The sequence below is a fragment of the Aquirufa lenticrescens genome (assembly GCF_019916085.1).
Classification (GTDB): Bacteria; Bacteroidota; Bacteroidia; order Cytophagales; family Spirosomataceae; genus Aquirufa; species Aquirufa lenticrescens.
On the sequence record NZ_CP049834.1, the window covers coordinates 1,369,767 to 1,387,916 of the forward strand.

Sequence of the window (18,150 nt, forward strand, 5' to 3'; positions counted from 1 at the left end):
ACGAAGAATAATTTTATTTTCCATCTTTTGTGGTAAATTGAACGCACAAACCTCGTTAACCTATGAAATTTTGCTTTTTAGCCCTTTTTTTCTTGTCCCAAAACCTATTTGCTATGTCTAATCCCGGAAAACCTTTCGGCCAAACGCCTGCGGGCGAGTCTGTTACCTTGTATACCTTAAAGAATGCCAAAGGCATGGAAGTGCACATCATGAACTACGGCGGCATCATCCAAAAAATCCTAACGCCAGATCGCCATGGAAAAGTGGAAGATGTGGTGCTCGGATTCGAGACTTTACAAGAATACATCAAAGACACTCCCTATTTCGGAGCGATCGTGGGTCGTTTCGGAAACCGCATCGCAAATGGGAAATTTACCCTGGACGGCAAAGAATATACCCTCGCTGCCCAAAATAACGGCCAACACCTTCACGGCGGCCTCATCGGTTTTGATAAGAAAGTGTGGAAAGTAGAAGCGGCCTCCGCGCAGAGCCTAAGCTTATCCTATGTTTCCAAAGACATGGAAGAAGGATTTCCTGGTAACTTGAGCGTTAAGATGACTTATAGCTTATCTGAAGACAACGAAATAAGCATCGCCTATGAGGCGACAACGGATAAAGCAACGGTTTTAAACCTGAGCAATCACTCCTACTTTAATTTGAGCGGAAACGCGAAACGCGATATTTTGAACCAACAGGTGCAGATTGATGCGTCGCGTTTAGTAGCCGTGAATAAGGTGTTGATTCCGACAGGAGTGTTAGCGCCGGTTGCAGGAACGCCATTTGATTTTACAAAACCACAGGTGGTGGGAGATCGCATAAACGACACTTCCTCTGAGCAGATTGTGTTAGGCGGAGGCTATGATCATTGCTGGGCGTTGGACAAGCCGGCGGGATCTTATGCGAAAATAGCCACAGTGCAAGATCCAGTTTCGGGACGTAAAATGACCGTATCTACGGATCAGCCTGGGGTACAGTTCTATACGGGAAATTTCCTAGATGGACATTTGACGGGAAAATACGGGGTTCAAATCACCAAGCGTCACGGATTGTGTTTAGAGACCGAGCATTTCCCGGATTCACCTAATCAGCCAAACTTCCCGAGCACGGTTTTGCGCCCAGGTGAGGTATATAAAACGAAAACAGCCTATCAGTTTAGCGTGAACTAAAGCGTTTTCGCTTCGTTCCAATAGATATCCATTTCTGCCAAAGTCATCTCGGAAAGCGCCTGGCCATTCTCCGCCGCGCGTTTTTCGAGGTGCTGGAAGCGCTTGATGAACTTTTTGTTCGTCCGCTCCACGGCTGTTTCAGGATTGATATCGATGAATCGAGCAAAGTTCACGAGACTGAAGATCAAATCCCCCAGTTCGCCCTCTGCCTCCGCTTTTCCCGCGGCATCGAGGTCTTTACCCACAAAAGTCTCTTTGAATTCGCCCAGTTCTTCCTCCACTTTCTCCCACACCTGCTCTTTTTCTTCCCAGTCAAAACCCGCACCGCGCGCTTTTTCCTGTATCCGTATCGCCTTCACGAGCGCTGGAAGCGAACCGGGAACGCCGCCTAAAACGGACTTGTTTCCCTCTTTTAACTTCAAAGCTTCCCAATTCTGCTTTACCTGCTCCTCAGTTTCAGCGACCACATCCCCATAAATATGCGGATGGCGACTGATGAGTTTTTCGCAAACTCCGTGCAACACGTCGCTCACATCGAAAGCCCCTTTCTCCGATCCGATTTTGCTGTAGAAAACAAGGTGTAAGAAAATATCGCCTAGCTCTTTGCGGATTTCGGTTAAATCATTTTCCATAATCGCATCGGACAGCTCGTAAGTCTCCTCGATGGTTAAATGGCGTAGCGATTCAAGTGTCTGCTTCTTGTCCCAAGGGCATTTCTCCCGCAGGTCGTCCATGATGACCAATAAACGATCGAATGCCTCCGCGGCTTTGGGGTATTTCATACTAAGGATAAATACTATGGGTTTAGCGCAAACACGCGAATGTAGTCGATTTGGAATTTGTTCGGGAAGATCGTGTCATCCACGCCTTTCTGTCCGCCCCAGTTTCCACCGATCGCTAAGTTCATTAAGATATGTTGTTTCTTGTCAAAAGGCCATTGTTCCCAGCCGCCCTTTGGATTTTTGAATTCGAAATAAAGTCTGTCATCAATATAGGCACGAACATAATCTGGTGTCCAATCTACGCGGAATAAGTGGAATTCGGTGTCCCATTTGTCCAAGGTAGTCGTTGCGGTTTTTTGAGTACCTATGACGTGGTTATAGGCTTTTGTATGTACACTCGCATGAATCACGCCTGGATCATAACCCACGTGCTCTAAAATATCGATCTCGCCATTATCTGGCCAGTACTGTGAACCATAATCAGATTGACTCGCTAGCATCCAGATCGCAGGCCAGTTTCCACGGCCAGCAGGAATCTTTGCTTTGGCCTCAATACGACCATATAAGAAGTCATTTTTACCTTTTGTAACTAAACGCGCTGAGGTGTAATTACTCGTTCCTAGCTTCTCTTTAATGGCTTCGATCGTCAAAATGCCATTCTCGATGTGCGCATTTTTAATATTCGCGTTGGTATAGTTTTGGAGTTCATTATTGCCCCAGCCGCTATTTCCTACATCATATCCCCATTTCGCAGGATCTGGTAATCCGTCTTTTTCGAATTCATCCGCCCAAAAAGGCGTCGCCGCAAATGTATATTCTTTGGGTAGCGGAGCCACAAAGTTAGTCATATCGATCGCAGGCTTAACGGGTTCTTCGGATTTACAAGATATAGCGCCGAAGCTAAAGATGATGAGTGCAAGTCTTAACATAGAGAGGTTTGATTTTTGCCAAAAATAGTATTTCCTCCCGAATTATCCTCTCCATTATTCGTATATTTCGAGATGGATTTCAAACTCACTTCTTCTTACAAGCCTACCGGTGATCAGCCGGAAGCGATTCGGCAATTAGTCGAGGGTGTGAACAAAGAAGAAGCCGCGCAAACCTTGCTGGGTGTAACCGGTTCTGGAAAGACCTTTACGATCGCCAATGTGATCCAGCAGGTGAACCGGCCGACCCTGATTTTGAGCCATAACAAAACCCTAGCAGCCCAATTATACGGGGAATTCAAGTCCTTTTTTCCGGAGAATGCTGTCGAGTATTTCATCTCCTATTACGATTATTACCAGCCCGAGGCCTTTATCGCCTCCACGGGTACCTACATAGAAAAAGATCTCTCGATTAACCAGGAGATTGAAAAGTTACGTTTGGCGACGACCTCTTCGTTGATGTCTGGCCGCCGCGACATTATTGTGATCGCTTCCGTTTCCTGTATTTACGGTATGGGAAATCCGGACGAATACCGAAATTCCATTATGCGCGTCGCCGTGGGAGACATTATCTCTCGCAACCAGTTTTTGTTCCGTTTGGTGGAGATTCTCTACGCTCGGACGGAGGGCGAATTTTTGCGCGGAACCTTCCGGGTGAAAGGCGATACGGTGGATATTTTCTTGGCTTACGCGGACTTCGGGTATCGCTTCGTGTTTTTTGGCGATGAGATCGAGGAGATTCACCGCATCGATCCATGGACGGGCAAGAAGATCTCTTCGGAGACGATGGTGGCCGTTTTCCCGGCGAACTTGTTTGTGACGGGTCGCGAAACATTGAACAACGCGATCTCACATATCCAGGAAGATTTAGTGAACCAGATCTCCTATTTCGGCCGCGAGGGTCGCCTGACGGAAGCAGAACGTATTAAACAGCGGACAGAGTTTGATCTCGAAATGATGCGCGAGCTAGGCTATTGCTCGGGGATTGAGAATTATTCTCGGTATTTTGACCAAAGAAAATCCGGCCAGCGCCCTTTCTGCCTATTAGACTTCTTCCCAGACGACTTCTTGATGGTAGTGGACGAAAGCCACGCCACGATGCCCCAAATCCGCGCGATGTATGGCGGCGACCGCTCCCGCAAAGAATCCTTAGTGGAATACGGTTTCCGTTTACCCTCAGCGATGGACAACCGTCCTTTGAAATTTGATGAATTTGAAGACCTCATTGGCCAAACCATCTTCGTCTCCGCCACCCCATCCGATTACGAATTACGCCGCTCGGAAGGAGTCGTAGTTGAACAGATTATTCGCCCTACCGGACTTTTGGACCCATTAATCGAGGTGCGTCCTACGAAAAACCAAATCGATAATTTACTCGAAGAGGTCTACGACCGCATCAAGAAAAACGAACGCGTTTTAATTACGACCTTGACCAAACGGATGGCCGAAGAGCTGTCGAAATACCTCGACCGCGTGGGGATCAAATGCCAGTACATTCACTCGGAAGTGAAAACCCTAGAACGGGTCGAAATCCTCCGCAATTTGCGTCTGGGCGTCATCGACGTCTTAGTGGGGGTGAACCTATTAAGGGAAGGTTTGGACTTACCGGAAGTTTCTCTGGTCGCCATTATGGATGCGGACAAAGAAGGATTCTTGCGCGATATTCGCTCGCTGATTCAGACCATTGGTCGTGCGGCGCGTAACGAAAACGGCAAGGTGTTGATGTACGGTGATAAAATTACGGGTTCGATGGAGCTCGCGATCTCGGAAACGAATCGCCGCCGCGCCATCCAAATGGCCTATAACGAGAAGCACGGCATTACGCCAAAAACGATTTGGCGTTCGCACGACGAGATTATGGAGCAAACTTCCATCGCGGATCGGATGGCGAAACCCACGAAAAATTACACAATTCATCCGGATCAAGCGCCGGTCGCGGCAGATCCATTATTAGCTTATATGAAGCCAGCGGAGCTGAAAAAGCAATCCGAAACCATTCGCAAAGAGATGGAGAAAGCGGCGCGCGACCTCGATTTCCCATTAGCCGCGCGTTTACGCGACGAATTAGTGGTGATCGAATCGATGCTGACCTAATTTCAGCGCACACACATTCCGGACTTGTTGTAAATAGTTCTGCATTAGAATCCATTCATATTCTGCGGTCATCGAATCGGTTAGGGTAATGCGGAGGCTGTCGCCAGGGCCTTTTTGGGCTAAACGGGGCAAATCCGCCGAAATCACATGTGCTAAACGCGGGTAGCCGCCCGTCGTCTGATGTCCTGCCATTAAAACCACTATCTGACCTGAAGGGAGCAGTTGAATCGTGCCGGCTGTGACCGCGGAAGATATCAGGTTTTGCGAAGGCAGTATCTTCAACGGTTCCTGAATTAATTGATATCCCATCCGATTCGAGGTGGGCGAAATGGCAAAGGATTTACTCAAAACTAGCTGCTGCGAACAGGCTTTAATCTGATCCCATTCCCGTCCACATAAAATCCTGATCGGCTCATCCGTGAACACGTTTTCTGGGTTCATTGACCAAGGCAAAATCTTTACGCGGGAAACCTGCTCGTCTTGTAAGGTTCGGGTGGCGACGTAAACTCTTTGGCCTGAAACCGGCTTTTTACAGCTTAAAATGGCCCCCGGCGGTACTTTGATCGGTTGGTTCATGGGGACTTCCATATTATCCACACAGGCCGTGAAGTCCGCACCACAAATCGCTAGTAATGTGCTCGTCTCGAACTGGTAAACACCATTCGGGAAGTGCATCTCTAGTACCTTATCATACAAATCGTTTCCCACGAGCGCGTTTGCAATCTGCAAGGAAAAGGTGTCCATCGCTCCACCGGGAGGAATTCCCTCGTGCTGCAAACCGAAGCTGGGAAGTCCCTGCCACGTATCCAATAAACCTTTTTTGATCAGCTTCATACGGGGACGGGGATAAAACGAACGCGGTCGCCCGCTCTGAAATGTGGAATATCCGTCGTCCGACCGATGATCTGCCAGCCGCCGGGAGAAGCGCTGGGGTAGATGCCGGTTTGGTTGCCGGCTAATCCAATGTCTCCCTTCTGTATGGGAGCCGGCGTCAATTTTCTAGCTACGGTAATGCGCTCGTCCGTGGTCCCCATATAGGCGAATCCCGGGAGGAAGCCAAGGAAGTAAACGGTGTATTCTTTTTCGCTGTGAATGCGGATGATTTCCGCCTCGCTAAGTCCGCAGCTTTTCGCCACAAAGCTTAAATCAGCACCATTGTATTCGCAGGGAATTTCATGTAATCGCCCCTCCGGAATTATTGCCGTAAACGGTTCAGCCAGTTTATTTTCGATGAGCATTTTCATTCCCGCCAAACCTTGAAAGCGGCTCGCCACCACTCCTAAGTCAAACACAATCGTGAGGCTCGCGTAGGCTGGAATCAAATCCAAGGTTCCGGGTAAGGGAAAGGATTGAAACTGATAAAACCGCTTCATGACCTCTTGGTGTACGCTTTCGCTGATTTCGTTGCCGAATTCAATCGTCAGTGCGCTGTCGCCGAGTTCGTAGATTTGCGGGTTCATAGGGTATATTTCTAAGGTAATTTAGTATTTTTAGGCAAATATCCCGCTATGAAAAAGATCCTATTTTTGTGCCTCACGATGTTAGCGTTCACAGCGCGTTCTCAGGAGGATTACACCGGTTTTTATGCCAAAAGAGAGGCCAGCCTCAAATCCGAAACCGGTTGGTTAAACCTAGCGGGATTGTTTTGGTTGAAAGAGGGCGAAAACACCATTGGCGGAGCGGAATCAAATGATTTTGTCTTCCCGCACGCGGAGGCTTCCTTAGGCAAGGTCATTCTACAAAATAATCAAGTACTTTATAATAATCAGGTTATTTTCACCCCGGAGGGTAAAAGCACAGTAATTAGTCATCAATCGCTACGGTGGTTTATCATTAAACGCGGCGATAAATACGCGATTCGCCTGCGCGATTTGGAGGGGGAATACCTGAAAGCATTCCACGGAATTGATCATTTTCCTGCTGATGCTAAATGGAAAATCAACGCCAAATTTATTCCCACCGTCGGCAAAAAAGTGACCATCATCGACATCACGGGTCGATCCTACCAAGAGGATTCTCCGGGTTTATTGGAGTTCCTGGTGGAGGGGAAGACCTATCGCCTTGAGGCGGGTCCGGGGGAGACGAAAGAGGATTTCTTTGTCGTTTTTGGCGATGCTACCAATAAAACGTCTACCTATGGAGGAGGCCGTTTCTTGGATACGAAAGGATTTAATCCGGATGGAACGGTGACTTTGGACTTCAATAAGGCCTATAATCCGCCTTGCGCGTTCACCCCTTTCGCGACTTGTCCATTACCTACGAAAGAGAACAAATTACCTGTGGCCATTCCGGCGGGCGAAAAAAATGCGGGCCATCACTAATATGGAGAACAAACGACTTTTATCGATTGACATTTTCCGCGGACTCACAGTCATTCTGATGACGATTGTGAACAATCCGGGCGACTGGGGGCATATTTATGCGCCGCTCGAGCACGCGGAATGGCACGGCTACACGCTGACGGATCTCGTGTTTCCGTCCTTTCTGTTTATCGTGGGGATTTCGACGGTTTTGTCGAAGCCATCAGAGGATCAATTGTTAAAGACTTTTAAGCGGGCCTTGCGCATCTTTTTATTAGGCTTGTCGCTGAGTTTTTTCTCCAAAATCAAAGCCGGCGACTACACTCTAGTATTGCGTTTACTCGCCATGGCATTAGCCACGGTTGCCTTTCTTGGTGATTATCCGCTGCGGAGGCAGTTTTGGGTGGCCGTGGGCGCTTTTGTGCTGCTGATTGGTTTATGTTTCTCTGGGATTGAAGATTTTGAACATGTGCGCATTCCGGGGGTCTTGCAACGGATCGCGGTGGTGTATTTGTTGGTGAGTTTATTGCATGCTTACACTTCTTTGCGTGTGCAGATCGGAGTTTTTATCGCGAGCCTAGCAGGTTATTGGGCCTTGATGCATTTTGTCGAAGTGCCGGGTATCGGTGCGGCGAATTTGGAGGTGAATAAAAACCTAGCGGCTTGGTTAGATAATTACCTATTAGAAGGGCATTTGTGGGCGACTTCGAAAACCTGGGATCCCGAGGGAATCCTGAGTACGCTGCCGGCGGTGGCGACGGGGCTAGCGGGTTTGTTTGCAGGGAGGTATTTGCAAGGGAGTCCGGAGGGGGTTAGTCCGAAGGCGTCTATTTTGTTTGCCGCAGGGGCGATTGCGCTGGTGGCTGGCACGGTCTGGGGTTGGTATTTTCCCATCAACAAGGCCTTGTGGACGAGTTCCTATGTGTTGGTAGCGGCAGGCTGGGATCTGTTGTTGCTCGCGGTTTTGCAGGCGACGGTTCATTCGGGGATGATGGCCGATCGCTATTGGAAGCCGGTTTTGATCTTCGGAATGAACCCGATGTTGGTGTTTTTCTTCTCGGGAATCATCCCGCGGGTTTTGGGAATGATTAAAATAGGCGACGAAGGCCTAACATCTTGGATTTATTCACAAGGAATCGAGCCGCTTTTTGCGGATAAGATGAACGCCTCGCTGGCTGGAGCACTGATTTATGTGCTGATTTGGGCGGTGATTTTGTACTTCTTTGACGCCCGAAAAAGATATTACAAAGTATAATTTCATAGGGCAAATCCGGCCTAAATTACGTATTTTTGAAGCCCTAATTGATTAGCCCAAAACAGATGGATTACCTAGCTGGCCTGAACGAGCCTCAACGAAAAGCAGTCGAACATATTGATGGTCCTTTGATGATCATCGCCGGTGCCGGATCTGGAAAGACCCGCGTGCTGACCTACCGTACGGCGCATTTGATTGAGAAAGGCGTGGATCCATTTGCAATCTTGCTCTTGACCTTTACGAACAAGGCGGCGGGCGAGATGCGTCACCGGATTGAGACGGTGATTGGGAATGCAGCGAAGAACATTTGGATGGGTACGTTTCACTCGATTTTTGCCAAAATTCTTCGTTTCGAAGGCGAACGCCTCGGCTACACCTCGAACTTTTCTATTTACGATACAGACGATTCGAAATCCCTGATCCGTGCACTGATCAAGGAGAAGAATTTAGACGATAAAGTGTACAAAGTGAATTTGGTCTTGAACCGAATCTCTAACGCGAAAAACCGCTTGATCGGACCGGCGCAATACACCGGTTCTTCCATTTTAGCCGAAGAAGATCGCCTCGCGCGCATCCCGGCGATGGGCGAATTATACCAGCTCTATTGCGCACGTTGCTTTGCTGCAAACGCGATGGATTTCGATGATTTATTGTTCCAAACAAACATCCTCTTCCGCGACCATTTGGACGTATTGAATAAATACCAACACAAGTTCAAACACGTGATGGTGGATGAGTTTCAGGATACGAACGTTTCCCAATATTTGATTACCAAGAAATTGTCCGCCGTGAACCGCAACATCTGTGTGGTGGGGGATGATGCCCAGTCCATTTATGCCTTCCGCGGCGCTGATATCCAGAATATCTTGAACTTCGAGCGCGATTATTCGGATTTAGTGACCATTAAATTAGAGGAAAATTACCGTTCCACGAAGGCCATCGTCGCCGTGGCGAATTCGATTATTTCTCGCAATAAAAACCAATTAAAGAAAGACGTTTTCACCTCGAATGAGGATGGTGATGACATCGAAATCATCCGAGCTTCCAGCGATAATGAGGAAGGCCGCATGATCGCTTCTGCGATTTTTGAAGCCGCTCAAAAAGAGAATTTAACTTGGTCTGATTTCGCCATTTTATACCGCACAAATGCCCAATCCCGTTCATTTGAGGAGGCCTTACGTCGATTGAACATCAAATACCGCATCATCGGGGGCGTTTCTTTCTACCAACGCAAGGAGATCAAAGACGTGCTCGGTTATTTGCGTTTTACGGTGAACCAGAACGACGAGGAGGCATTCAAACGTATTATTAACTTGCCTAAGCGCGGCATTGGTGACACGACCATCGCAAAAATCGTGGTGACGGCGGCAGAGAACAATGTGCCTATTTGGGACGTGGTTTCCAATATCTCCCAATTTCAGGCGGCTCGCGGAAGTGCCGGGATCGAGGCTTTCTCAGATTTGATTAAGTCCTTCAAATTGATGGTGGAGGTCGAACAAAAAGATGCCTATGAGGTGGCGAACCACGTGGCGAAAGCGTCGGGTTTGTTGCGCGAATTATATGAAGATAAGACCGTAGAGGGCCTTGCGCGCTACCAAAACTTACAAGAATTACTGAATGCCATTAAGTCCTTTGTGGACAATCCGGAGAACGAGGACAAATCACTAGCGACCTTCTTGCAATCGGTTTCTTTGTTAACAAATGCGGATGCGGATGAAGATCCGGCGGACCGCGATAAGGTGACTTTGATGACGATTCACTCGGCGAAGGGTCTGGAATTCAACCGCGTTTTCTTAGTGGGATTAGAGGAAGATTTATTCCCTTCCCAAATGATGTTGCAATCCCAGCAGGACCTAGAAGAGGAGCGCCGCTTATTCTATGTGGCTGTCACGCGGGCAGAGAAGAAATTACAAATCTCATATGCGGAATCGCGTTACCAGTTTGGTCGATTGAAAGCCTGCGAGCCGAGTCGCTTCTTGAATGAATTAGATCCGAACTTTGTGAAGATGGCGAAACCCGCCGGCGCGCGCAAAGAAGTATCTAGTTTCCGCCCGGTGCAAAAGACGGGCTTTACTGCAAAACCAGCTCCGTCAGCAGCCCAATTGATTCAAAAACCTACGACAAACACGAATTACCAACACGTAGTTTCAGCAAACTTCCAGGCCACAGATGCATTAGCCTTAGCAGCCGGCCAAAAAGTCGAACACGCTAAATTCGGTTTCGGCCTCATCAAACGCATCGAAGTCAATGGTGCTGAACGCAAAGCGGTGATTGATTTTGAAAAAGGAGTAGGCGAGAAGACGCTCTTGTTGAGCTTCGCGAAACTAATGATCGTAACTTAATTCTGAGAATCGTCTTGGTCTGCTGAAAGACGTTGTGTTACGCGCACCTTTTTAATACGGCGCGTATCGACGGATTGAACCTTGAAGGTGAAGTCTTCGAATTCGATTTCCTCTCCAGCACTCGGAATACGACCAAAAAGCTCGATAATCAATCCTGCCAATGTTTCGCTTTCGCCTTTGGCCTTCTCGAAATAGGCTGCCTCGATCTCAAACACCCGACAGAAATCATTCAAAGAGGTCTTGGCCTCGAACACGTAAATATTGTCGGCTATTTTCTTATAATCGGCTTCGACTTCATCGAACTCGTCATTGATTTCACCCACGATCTCCTCGATGATGTCCTCCATTGTTACGAGCCCTTCGGTCTCGCCGTATTCGTTCACGATGACCGCCATGTGAACGCGTTTTTCTTGGAAATCGTAGAGTAAATCATCGATTTTCTTGTTTTCCGGTACAAAAAACGGACTATGCAAAAGCGGTAACCAGTCGAATTTCTCGTCCTGATCGATGTGCTTCAGTAAATCTTTGATGTATAAAATTCCCTCGATTTTGTCGATGGTTTCGTTGTATACCGGAACACGCGAATAGCCATTCTTATTAATGAGGTCCATCAATTCGTGGAAATTCATGCTCGTATCGAAGGCCACAATGTCGCGTCTTGCCTGCATGACAGACTTCACAGAGATATTCCCAAAATTCAGGATCCCCCGTAAAATATCTTTCTCCCGATCACTCGTGTTTTCATCCGTCGTAATTTCCAGCGCCTGATTCAATTCCTGCGAAGTCAGCGTATACGATTTCTTCTTTACGCGTTTCTCGATTAGGCCAGAGATGCCTAAAAGGGCTTTGGAAAGCGGAGAAAATACAAAACTCAAGAAGCCTATTAATGGAGCGGAATAGCGGGCGAAGTTCAGGTTATTCTGTTGCGCCCATACTTTGGGAATCAATTCCCCAAAAAACGTAATGATAAACGTCACCCCAAACAATAAAAACAAGGTCACCAGCAAGGTCTCCATCGACTGCTGACCTAGGACCATCGAGGTTAAATAATTCGCTAGGGTAATGAAAATAATATTGACAAAGTTGATGGAAATCAACAAAGTAGCCAGTAATTGTTGGGGTTTATCGAGTAATTGACTCACCTTTTTCTCGCTGTTCACCTCACTTTCGCGAAGGCTGATACGCTGGTCCGCGTTAAGGGAAAAGAAAGCTACCTCCGATCCAGCTAAAACAGCCGAAAGGAACAATAGAGCCACTAAAACGAAGGAAATAAGCGCAACTGAACTCACACTAATGGAGGGCTCCAAGGCGAGTAAAAACAGATTGGGTAAGGGGTCTGGGTCCATATTTGGGTGAACTGATCGATGCAAATTTACAAAAAAGGGAATACGAAATGCGATATCCCCTTTTTTGTAACAAAAATTTAAAACGGTAGATCGTCCCCCTCTTCCATCATCGGCGGAAATGGATCCGTCTTGGAAGCACCCGCTAAAACTGCTTCAGGCTTTGGTCTTTCTGCTGCCGGAGCAGACGCTGGCGACCCTTCGTTCCGGCCCCCAATTAGATTGATCGACGTCGCACGCACTTTGTAACCACGCACGGTCGCGCCATTCTTATCTTGCCATTCTTCGGAACGAATTTTTCCTTCGATATAGACTTGGTTTCCTTTCTTCAAATATTGTTCTGCGATGTTCGCTAGGTTATCCCAAAGCTCTACGCGGTGCCATTCGGTTTGGTCTACTCTTTGTCCGTCCTTTCCAGTATACGACTCGGAGGTCGCAATGTTAATGTTTGCCACTTTTACACCGCTAGGTAGGGCACGAACCTCTGGGTCAGCACCTAAATTTCCTAGTAAAATAACTTTGTTTACTCCAGCCATAATGATTTGTCGTTTAAAGGGTTAGCTCAGCAAGGCTCCTTGCATTGCCTAAAGGTACGTGGGCGAAATGTCTTGTAAAATAGGACAATCTAAATTATCAGTTATTAGGTTCAAAAGCAAAACGGGTTTTCCTTTGCTCTCGAACTCTGAGGGGCTCATCCAGCCATATCCTTCCGGAATTTCCAACTCAAAATTATCAGGAACTTGAACATGCCAAGCGTCGCAATGGATTTTGCGGTGACTCAACAGATGAACGGGTGGGGATTTCAATGCTTGGCGCTGAAAAGGCAACCAATCGCAAGCATCTTCGATCAAATAAAACTCCCATAATCCCTTCCAAATACCCTTTTCTCTCCGTTCTCGCACTAAAAGCTGGCCATTTTGTTCGATGACCAGATAATTCATTTCTATCTCTTTAACCTTCGTCTTTTTCGACTTTAGGGGTAATTCGGCTATACGACCTAAACTTAAAGCCGCGCACGAGACACGCAAAGGACAATCCGAGCAATCTGGCGCCGGCGTACATTGCAAGGCCCCAAACTCCATGATGGCCTGATTAAAGGTCGCTGGATCCTGCGTTGGAATCAACGACTGCGCTAAAGAAGTAAAAACCCCACGCGCCGAAGAAGACGCAATATCCGTTTCTACTGCGAAAACGCGAGACAAAACCCGGTATACATTGCCGTCCACTACGGCTTTGGCCTCATTAAAAGCAAAAGAAGCAATCGCCGCGGCGGTGTAGGGACCTACACCCGGAAGCAAAATGATCTCGTCATGGCTTTGTGGAAACATGCCTGCAAAGTCGCGCATGACCATTTGGGCTGCTTTTTGGAGATTCCGAGCACGGGAATAATAGCCTAGGCCTTGCCACAACCGTAAAAGAGAGGCTTCTGGAGCCTCTGCTAAATCGCGAACGGTGGGGAAAGCGGTGATTAATCGCTCAAAATAGGGCAAGCCCTGCGCCACTCGCGTCTGCTGCAAAATGATTTCCGATAGCCAAATCGCATACGGATCCTTCGTTTGCCGCCAAGGCAGCTCGCGCTGGTGTTCCGCGTACCAGGCCATAATAGTGGCCGAAAAAGGATGTAAAGGGCTTTTTTGCATGGATGAAATCAAATTTACGAAAAAAATCACCCCGATTTCGAAAGAATTTTTAGAGAATTGAGAGAAAAACGTTACTTTTGTGTCCCTTTTACGGAAGGGAAATTGTAATTACCTAAGAATCATCATTTAATAAATTAACAAACGTGACTAAGGCAGATGTAATTGCTGAGATTGCCAGCAAAACAGGGATTGATAAGAAAGATGTATCGGAAACGTTAGAGTCATTTTTCGAAGTAGTTAAAAACAACCTAGCAAACCAAGAGAATATTTATGTTCGTGGTTTTGGTAGCTTCATCAACAAAAAACGCGCGCAGAAGATCGCTCGCAACATTTCAAAGAATACGGCGATCACGATCGATGCACATTATGTGCCTAGCTTTAAGCCAGCGAAAGTGTTTGTTGAGCAAGTAAAAACAAGTACTGACCCCACTAAATAGGCTTTCGAGCTGAAAAGGGTCTAGAAAAATGAAAAAAAACCTTTTGATCATTCTTCTGGTAGGCCTAGGGATAACCGCCCTATTGTTTCAATTACCGAAAGGTAATGTGGCGGGAAAGACACAAAATACTCCTTCGGGGGGCGCTAACCGAGACGCGGGAAGCGAAAAGACAGAAAAAGTCGCAGAGAAAGAAGAGCATGCTGCTCCTTTGACTCCGGCGCAGCTAAAAGAGATTTCTGCATTGAAATCGGCTTTTGCAGCGGCTAAGACAGATGCTTCCCAGGTGAAAGCCTTAGAGAATCTGATGCGTGCTTTTATGAATGCGAGTCATTATGATTCTGCTGCGGTTTATGCAGCGAGTTATGCGGATCAGCATCCCAGTTTGACGAACGTTTTGCGTGCCGGTCAGCTGTATTTTGAAGCACAAACGTATGCTTTGAATGCACAGAAAGGCGGTAAAATGGGCGAAAAAGCAAGAATGTACTTCTCGAAGGCTTTGGCCATCGACCCGAACAACTTGCTGGTAAAATCGAACATGGCGATGACTTACGTAGATACACCCACTCCGATGAAGGGCATTACGCTACTTCGCGAAGTGATTGAACAGGAGCCCACGTTTGTGCCAGCGCTGTTTAATTTAGGGATATTATCGATTAAATCGAATCAGTTTGGCAAAGGCCAAGAACGATTCACCCAGATATTGAAGCTGGAGCCGAATAACCATAAAGCCGCGTTAAATCTCGGTTTTTGTTTAGCCCAGTTAGATAAAAAAGAAGAGGCTCAGAAGGTTCTGAAGCGTGTTTTAGAGCAATCTAAGGATGCAGAAGAGCAGAAGGCCGCGAAAGAGTTGCTTGCAGAAATGCAGGAGCATTGAGGTTGAAAGTCAATCTCGTAAAGTATTTAACACATTAATTCTTAACATTATGCCTTGCGGTAAAAAAAGAAAACGTCACAAGATCTCTACTCACAAAAGAAAGAAGCGTCTTCGCAAGAATCGTCACAAGAAGAAATAGTCTTCATAAATCCATTTTCCCTTTTGGAATTTGTATTTAGGTAACCCAGGAACAGGCATTTTTCGAAATGGCCTGTTTTTGGTGTTTAATTTCCTGTATATTTAGACTATATAGGCCAAAAGGCCTTGTACCCTTCTTCTCGACATAAATTGTGAGCAATGAATTAATCATTAATTCGACTCCCAAGGGGGATCGGATCGCCCTTTTGCACGACAAAAGGATAGTAGAGTACCACATAGAACAGTCGGAACCTCAATTTTCTGTAGGAGATATTTATCTTGGCACAGTAAAGAAATTGGTTTCAGGACTGAACGCCGCTTTTATTGACATCGGTTATGAAAAAGATGCATTCTTGCATTACCATGACCTAGGTCCTAATTTGCCTACCCTGCAGAAGTTTACGCGGGAGGTGATGACGAAGAAAAACAAAGTTGTCCGTTTAGAGAATTTCAAACTTGAGCCCGAAATTGATAAATTAGGGAAGATCGAGAAAGCTGTTCAAAAAGGACATTTAGCTTTAGTTCAAGTCGTTAAGGAGCCTATTTCCACTAAAGGCCCTCGTTTATCTTGCGATATTTCCATCGCAGGTCGTTTCCTTGTTTTAGTTCCTTTTGCGAACGGTGTGAACATCTCAAAGAAGATCACGTCGAAGGCGGAACGCAATCGCTTGCAAAAGCTGATGACCTCGATTAAGCCAAAGAATTACGGTGTGATCGTGCGTACGGTGGCGGAAGGCAAAGCGGTGGAAGAAATGGAGCGCGACCTAAAAGATTCCATTGCGAAATGGGAGGAAGGTTTAGTGAAATTAGTGGATGCCAAAGCTGGAGACCGCATTATTGGAGAAATGAGCCGCGCAACTTCGATGTTACGTGACTTGTTGAACAATGATTTTGATAATGTCATCGTTGATACACCAGAATTGTACAATGAGGCAAAAGGCTATGTACACAATGTGGCTCCTGAAAAGGAGAAGATTGTTAAGTTACACCAAAGCAAAACCAAGTTATTCGAGCAATTAGGCATTGAAAAGCAATTGAAAATGCTTTTTGGCCGTTCGGTTTCGTTGCCTGGTGGAGGTTATTTAATCGTGGAACACACGGAAGCATTGCACGTGATCGACGTGAATTCGGGAAATAAGTCGAATTCAGAAGAAGATCAGGAGGCAACGGCATTAAGTGTGAACCGAGAAGCTGCGAAAGAAGTAGCTCGCCAATTGCGTTTACGCGATATGGGCGGTATTATCGTGATCGACTTCATCGATATGAAGAAGGCGGATAACCGCAAGTTAATTCAGGACATCATGCGCGATGAAATGCGTGGAGATCGTTCGAAGTACACCATTTTGCCCTTAACGAAGTTTGGCTTGATGCAAATCACCCGCCAGCGTGTTCGTCCTGAGATGAACGTAGCCACGCACGAAACGTGCCCTAGCTGCGGAGGAACAGGAAGTATCACGGCGAGTATCGCGGTATCTGACATTGTTGAACAGCATTTGGAACATTTAGTGACGAAGCAAAACGAGAAGAAATTGACCATTTTGGTACATCCTTTCTTAAGCGCTTATTTCACGAAAGGTTTCCCTTCTATTCGCATGAACTGGTTCTTGAAGTACAAGACCTGGATTACGATTATGGAAGATTCCTCATTTGGCATTACAGAATTTAAATTCTTAAACCAAAATGGAGATCAAATTGAGATATCATCTTAGTATTGTAGCCTTATTTTTCGGCCTTCTTCTACCTGCTTTCAACTCGAATGCACAATGGTGGAAGAAGGCGGATGAGGCAGAGAAGGAGCGTTCCAAAGGAATGCTGTTGCTCACCACCGAAGTTCAGACGGAGGCCACCGTGGCCATTAACCAGATGTATAACTTCCATTTCCCGGAAGCTGAACGCGAATTCAATTATTTAAAGATCAAATACCCCCAGCATCCGCTGCCTGATTTTCTTTTGGGCCTCATGCAATGGTGGAAAATCGTGCCTAACACAAAGAATGAAGTCTTTGACGATCGTTTGATTGAATATATGGACCAAAGTATCGAAAAGGCCGAAAAGATTTACGACGAAACCGAAAACCCAGAAGCCGCCTTCTTCATGGCCGCCGCTTACGGCTTCAAAGGCCGCCTGCACGCAGAACGCAAGCACTGGACGCGCGCGACTTTGGCCGCTAAAAACGCCCTCAAATACCTCGAATATTCTCGCAACTTCGCTGATTTCAGCCCGGAATTGATGTTCGGCGATGGCCTGTATAACTACTATTACTTCTTCATTAAGCAGAATTTTCCCCTTTTGCGCCCTGTCTTATGGCTTTTCCCAAAGGCAGACAAATCGCAAGGGATTGCTCAATTAGAGAAGGTAAGCTATCAAGCTTTCTACACCCGGACCGAAGCCCGCTACTTCCTATTGCAGATTTACGGCATCGAAAATATGAACGAGAAGGCCTACGGAATGGCCAAATACACCTCCGAAACCTTTCCAGACAATCCTTATTTCCACCGTGCCTATGCCCGCTCGGCCTATATGAATGGAAATATTCAGGAAGCCACCTCGCTTTGTAAGGAAATCTTGCGCCGCATCGAACAGCACCAAATAGGCTACGAAGGAACCTCAGGTCGCTATGCAAGTTATATTTTAGGCTATTACGCCTTGTATGTGAACCGCGATCACGCGGATGCGATGCGCTATTTCAAGCAGTGCATGGCCTTCACGAAGGAGACAGACGCTACCGATTCTGGTTACTATTGGGCCTCCGTCTTAGGATTAGCCCGCATTTCCTATCAACAACAGCATTACGACGAAGCCGTCGACTTCTGCAAAGAAGTATTAGAAAGTGCAGATAAAAAGTCCCCTCAACACACCGAGGCAAAGAAATTGCTTTCAGAATCTAAGAAAGCTAGACGCAAAAAACGATAA

Annotated in this window: 16 protein-coding genes; 9 read left to right on the forward strand and 7 right to left on the reverse strand. The window is 46.7% G+C overall.

Going from position 1 to position 18,150, the window contains the following annotated elements; genetic code table 11:
* The first annotated feature begins 113 nt into the window (after window positions 1-113).
* Window positions 114-1,166 carry an aldose epimerase family protein gene (locus G9X62_RS06170; protein ID WP_261345492.1) on the forward strand — a complete coding sequence of 351 codons (1,053 nt, stop codon included), beginning with the start codon at window positions 114-116 and terminating at the stop codon, window positions 1,164-1,166.
* On the opposite strand, the gene mazG is transcribed toward G9X62_RS06170, so the two are convergent.
* Together mazG and G9X62_RS06180 are read right to left on the reverse strand one after the other, a co-directional pair.
* Window positions 1,163-1,948 carry a nucleoside triphosphate pyrophosphohydrolase gene (mazG, locus tag G9X62_RS06175; protein ID WP_223129875.1) on the reverse strand — a complete coding sequence of 262 codons (786 nt, stop codon included), beginning with the start codon at window positions 1,946-1,948 and terminating at the stop codon, window positions 1,163-1,165. The two genes, G9X62_RS06170 and mazG, sit on opposite strands and share 4 nt — an antisense overlap.
* Before the next feature lie 14 nt (window positions 1,949-1,962).
* Window positions 1,963-2,817, reverse strand: coding sequence for a glycoside hydrolase family 16 protein (locus G9X62_RS06180; protein ID WP_261345493.1), 855 nt, complete (start codon window positions 2,815-2,817; stop codon window positions 1,963-1,965).
* Window positions 2,818-2,889: 72 nt separating this feature from the next.
* Between G9X62_RS06180 and uvrB the strand changes: the two genes are divergently transcribed.
* Entirely contained in the window at window positions 2,890-4,908 is a 2,019-nt protein-coding gene (uvrB, locus tag G9X62_RS06185; protein WP_130895749.1) for an excinuclease ABC subunit UvrB, read from the forward strand.
* On the opposite strand, the gene G9X62_RS06190 is transcribed toward uvrB, so the two are convergent.
* Both G9X62_RS06190 and G9X62_RS06195 read right to left on the reverse strand, forming a co-directional pair.
* Window positions 4,879-5,742 carry a 5-oxoprolinase subunit C family protein gene (locus tag G9X62_RS06190; RefSeq protein WP_223129876.1) on the reverse strand — a complete coding sequence of 288 codons (864 nt, stop codon included), beginning with the start codon at window positions 5,740-5,742 and terminating at the stop codon, window positions 4,879-4,881. The genes uvrB and G9X62_RS06190 overlap by 30 nt on opposite strands.
* Window positions 5,739-6,368 (reverse strand): 5-oxoprolinase subunit B family protein, encoded by a 630-nt coding sequence (locus tag G9X62_RS06195; protein WP_223129877.1) that lies wholly within the window; start codon window positions 6,366-6,368, stop codon window positions 5,739-5,741. The genes G9X62_RS06190 and G9X62_RS06195 overlap by 4 nt, the downstream gene beginning before the upstream one ends.
* Before the next feature lie 48 nt (window positions 6,369-6,416).
* Between G9X62_RS06195 and G9X62_RS06200 the strand changes: the two genes are divergently transcribed.
* The 3 genes from G9X62_RS06200 (at window position 6,417) to G9X62_RS06210 (ending at window position 10,805) form a co-directional block, all read left to right on the forward strand.
* Window positions 6,417-7,229 carry a DUF1684 domain-containing protein gene (locus G9X62_RS06200; RefSeq protein ID WP_223129878.1) on the forward strand — a complete coding sequence of 271 codons (813 nt, stop codon included), beginning with the start codon at window positions 6,417-6,419 and terminating at the stop codon, window positions 7,227-7,229.
* Window positions 7,213-8,463 carry an acyltransferase family protein gene (locus G9X62_RS06205; RefSeq protein WP_261345494.1) on the forward strand — a complete coding sequence of 417 codons (1,251 nt, stop codon included), beginning with the start codon at window positions 7,213-7,215 and terminating at the stop codon, window positions 8,461-8,463. Before G9X62_RS06200 ends, G9X62_RS06205 begins: the two co-directional genes overlap by 17 nt.
* 65 nt (window positions 8,464-8,528) lie before the next feature.
* Window positions 8,529-10,805: an ATP-dependent helicase gene (locus tag G9X62_RS06210; RefSeq protein WP_223129879.1), complete on the forward strand. Its 2,277-nt coding sequence runs from the start codon at window positions 8,529-8,531 to the stop codon at window positions 10,803-10,805.
* Here the strand turns inward: G9X62_RS06210 and gldE are convergent.
* The 3 genes from gldE to mutY form a co-directional block, all read right to left on the reverse strand.
* On the reverse strand, window positions 10,802-12,151 hold the full coding sequence (gene gldE / locus G9X62_RS06215; RefSeq protein ID WP_223129880.1) for a gliding motility-associated protein GldE: 1,350 nt from the start codon (window positions 12,149-12,151) through the stop codon (window positions 10,802-10,804). The genes G9X62_RS06210 and gldE overlap by 4 nt on opposite strands.
* Window positions 12,152-12,228: 77 nt before the next feature.
* Window positions 12,229-12,684 carry a single-stranded DNA-binding protein gene (locus G9X62_RS06220; protein WP_130895755.1) on the reverse strand — a complete coding sequence of 152 codons (456 nt, stop codon included), beginning with the start codon at window positions 12,682-12,684 and terminating at the stop codon, window positions 12,229-12,231.
* A 48-nt stretch (window positions 12,685-12,732) separates the two neighbouring features.
* Entirely contained in the window at window positions 12,733-13,788 is a 1,056-nt protein-coding gene (mutY, locus tag G9X62_RS06225) for an A/G-specific adenine glycosylase (protein ID WP_223129881.1), read from the reverse strand.
* A gap of 143 nt (window positions 13,789-13,931) precedes the next feature.
* Between mutY and G9X62_RS06230 the strand changes: the two genes are divergently transcribed.
* From G9X62_RS06230 to G9X62_RS06245, 4 genes are all read left to right on the forward strand, one after another.
* Window positions 13,932-14,225, forward strand: coding sequence for an HU family DNA-binding protein (locus G9X62_RS06230; protein WP_130895757.1), 294 nt, complete (start codon window positions 13,932-13,934; stop codon window positions 14,223-14,225).
* A gap of 28 nt (window positions 14,226-14,253) precedes the next feature.
* Window positions 14,254-15,099, forward strand: a complete 846-nt coding sequence (locus G9X62_RS06235; RefSeq protein WP_223129882.1) for a tetratricopeptide repeat protein — start codon at window positions 14,254-14,256, stop codon at window positions 15,097-15,099.
* Between the two features lie 290 nt (window positions 15,100-15,389).
* A complete protein-coding gene (locus G9X62_RS06240) occupies window positions 15,390-16,946 on the forward strand; it encodes an Rne/Rng family ribonuclease (RefSeq protein WP_223129883.1) in 1,557 nt (518 codons plus the stop codon).
* A complete protein-coding gene (locus G9X62_RS06245) occupies window positions 16,930-18,150 on the forward strand; it encodes a tetratricopeptide repeat protein (RefSeq protein ID WP_261345495.1) in 1,221 nt (406 codons plus the stop codon). The genes G9X62_RS06240 and G9X62_RS06245 overlap by 17 nt, the downstream gene beginning before the upstream one ends.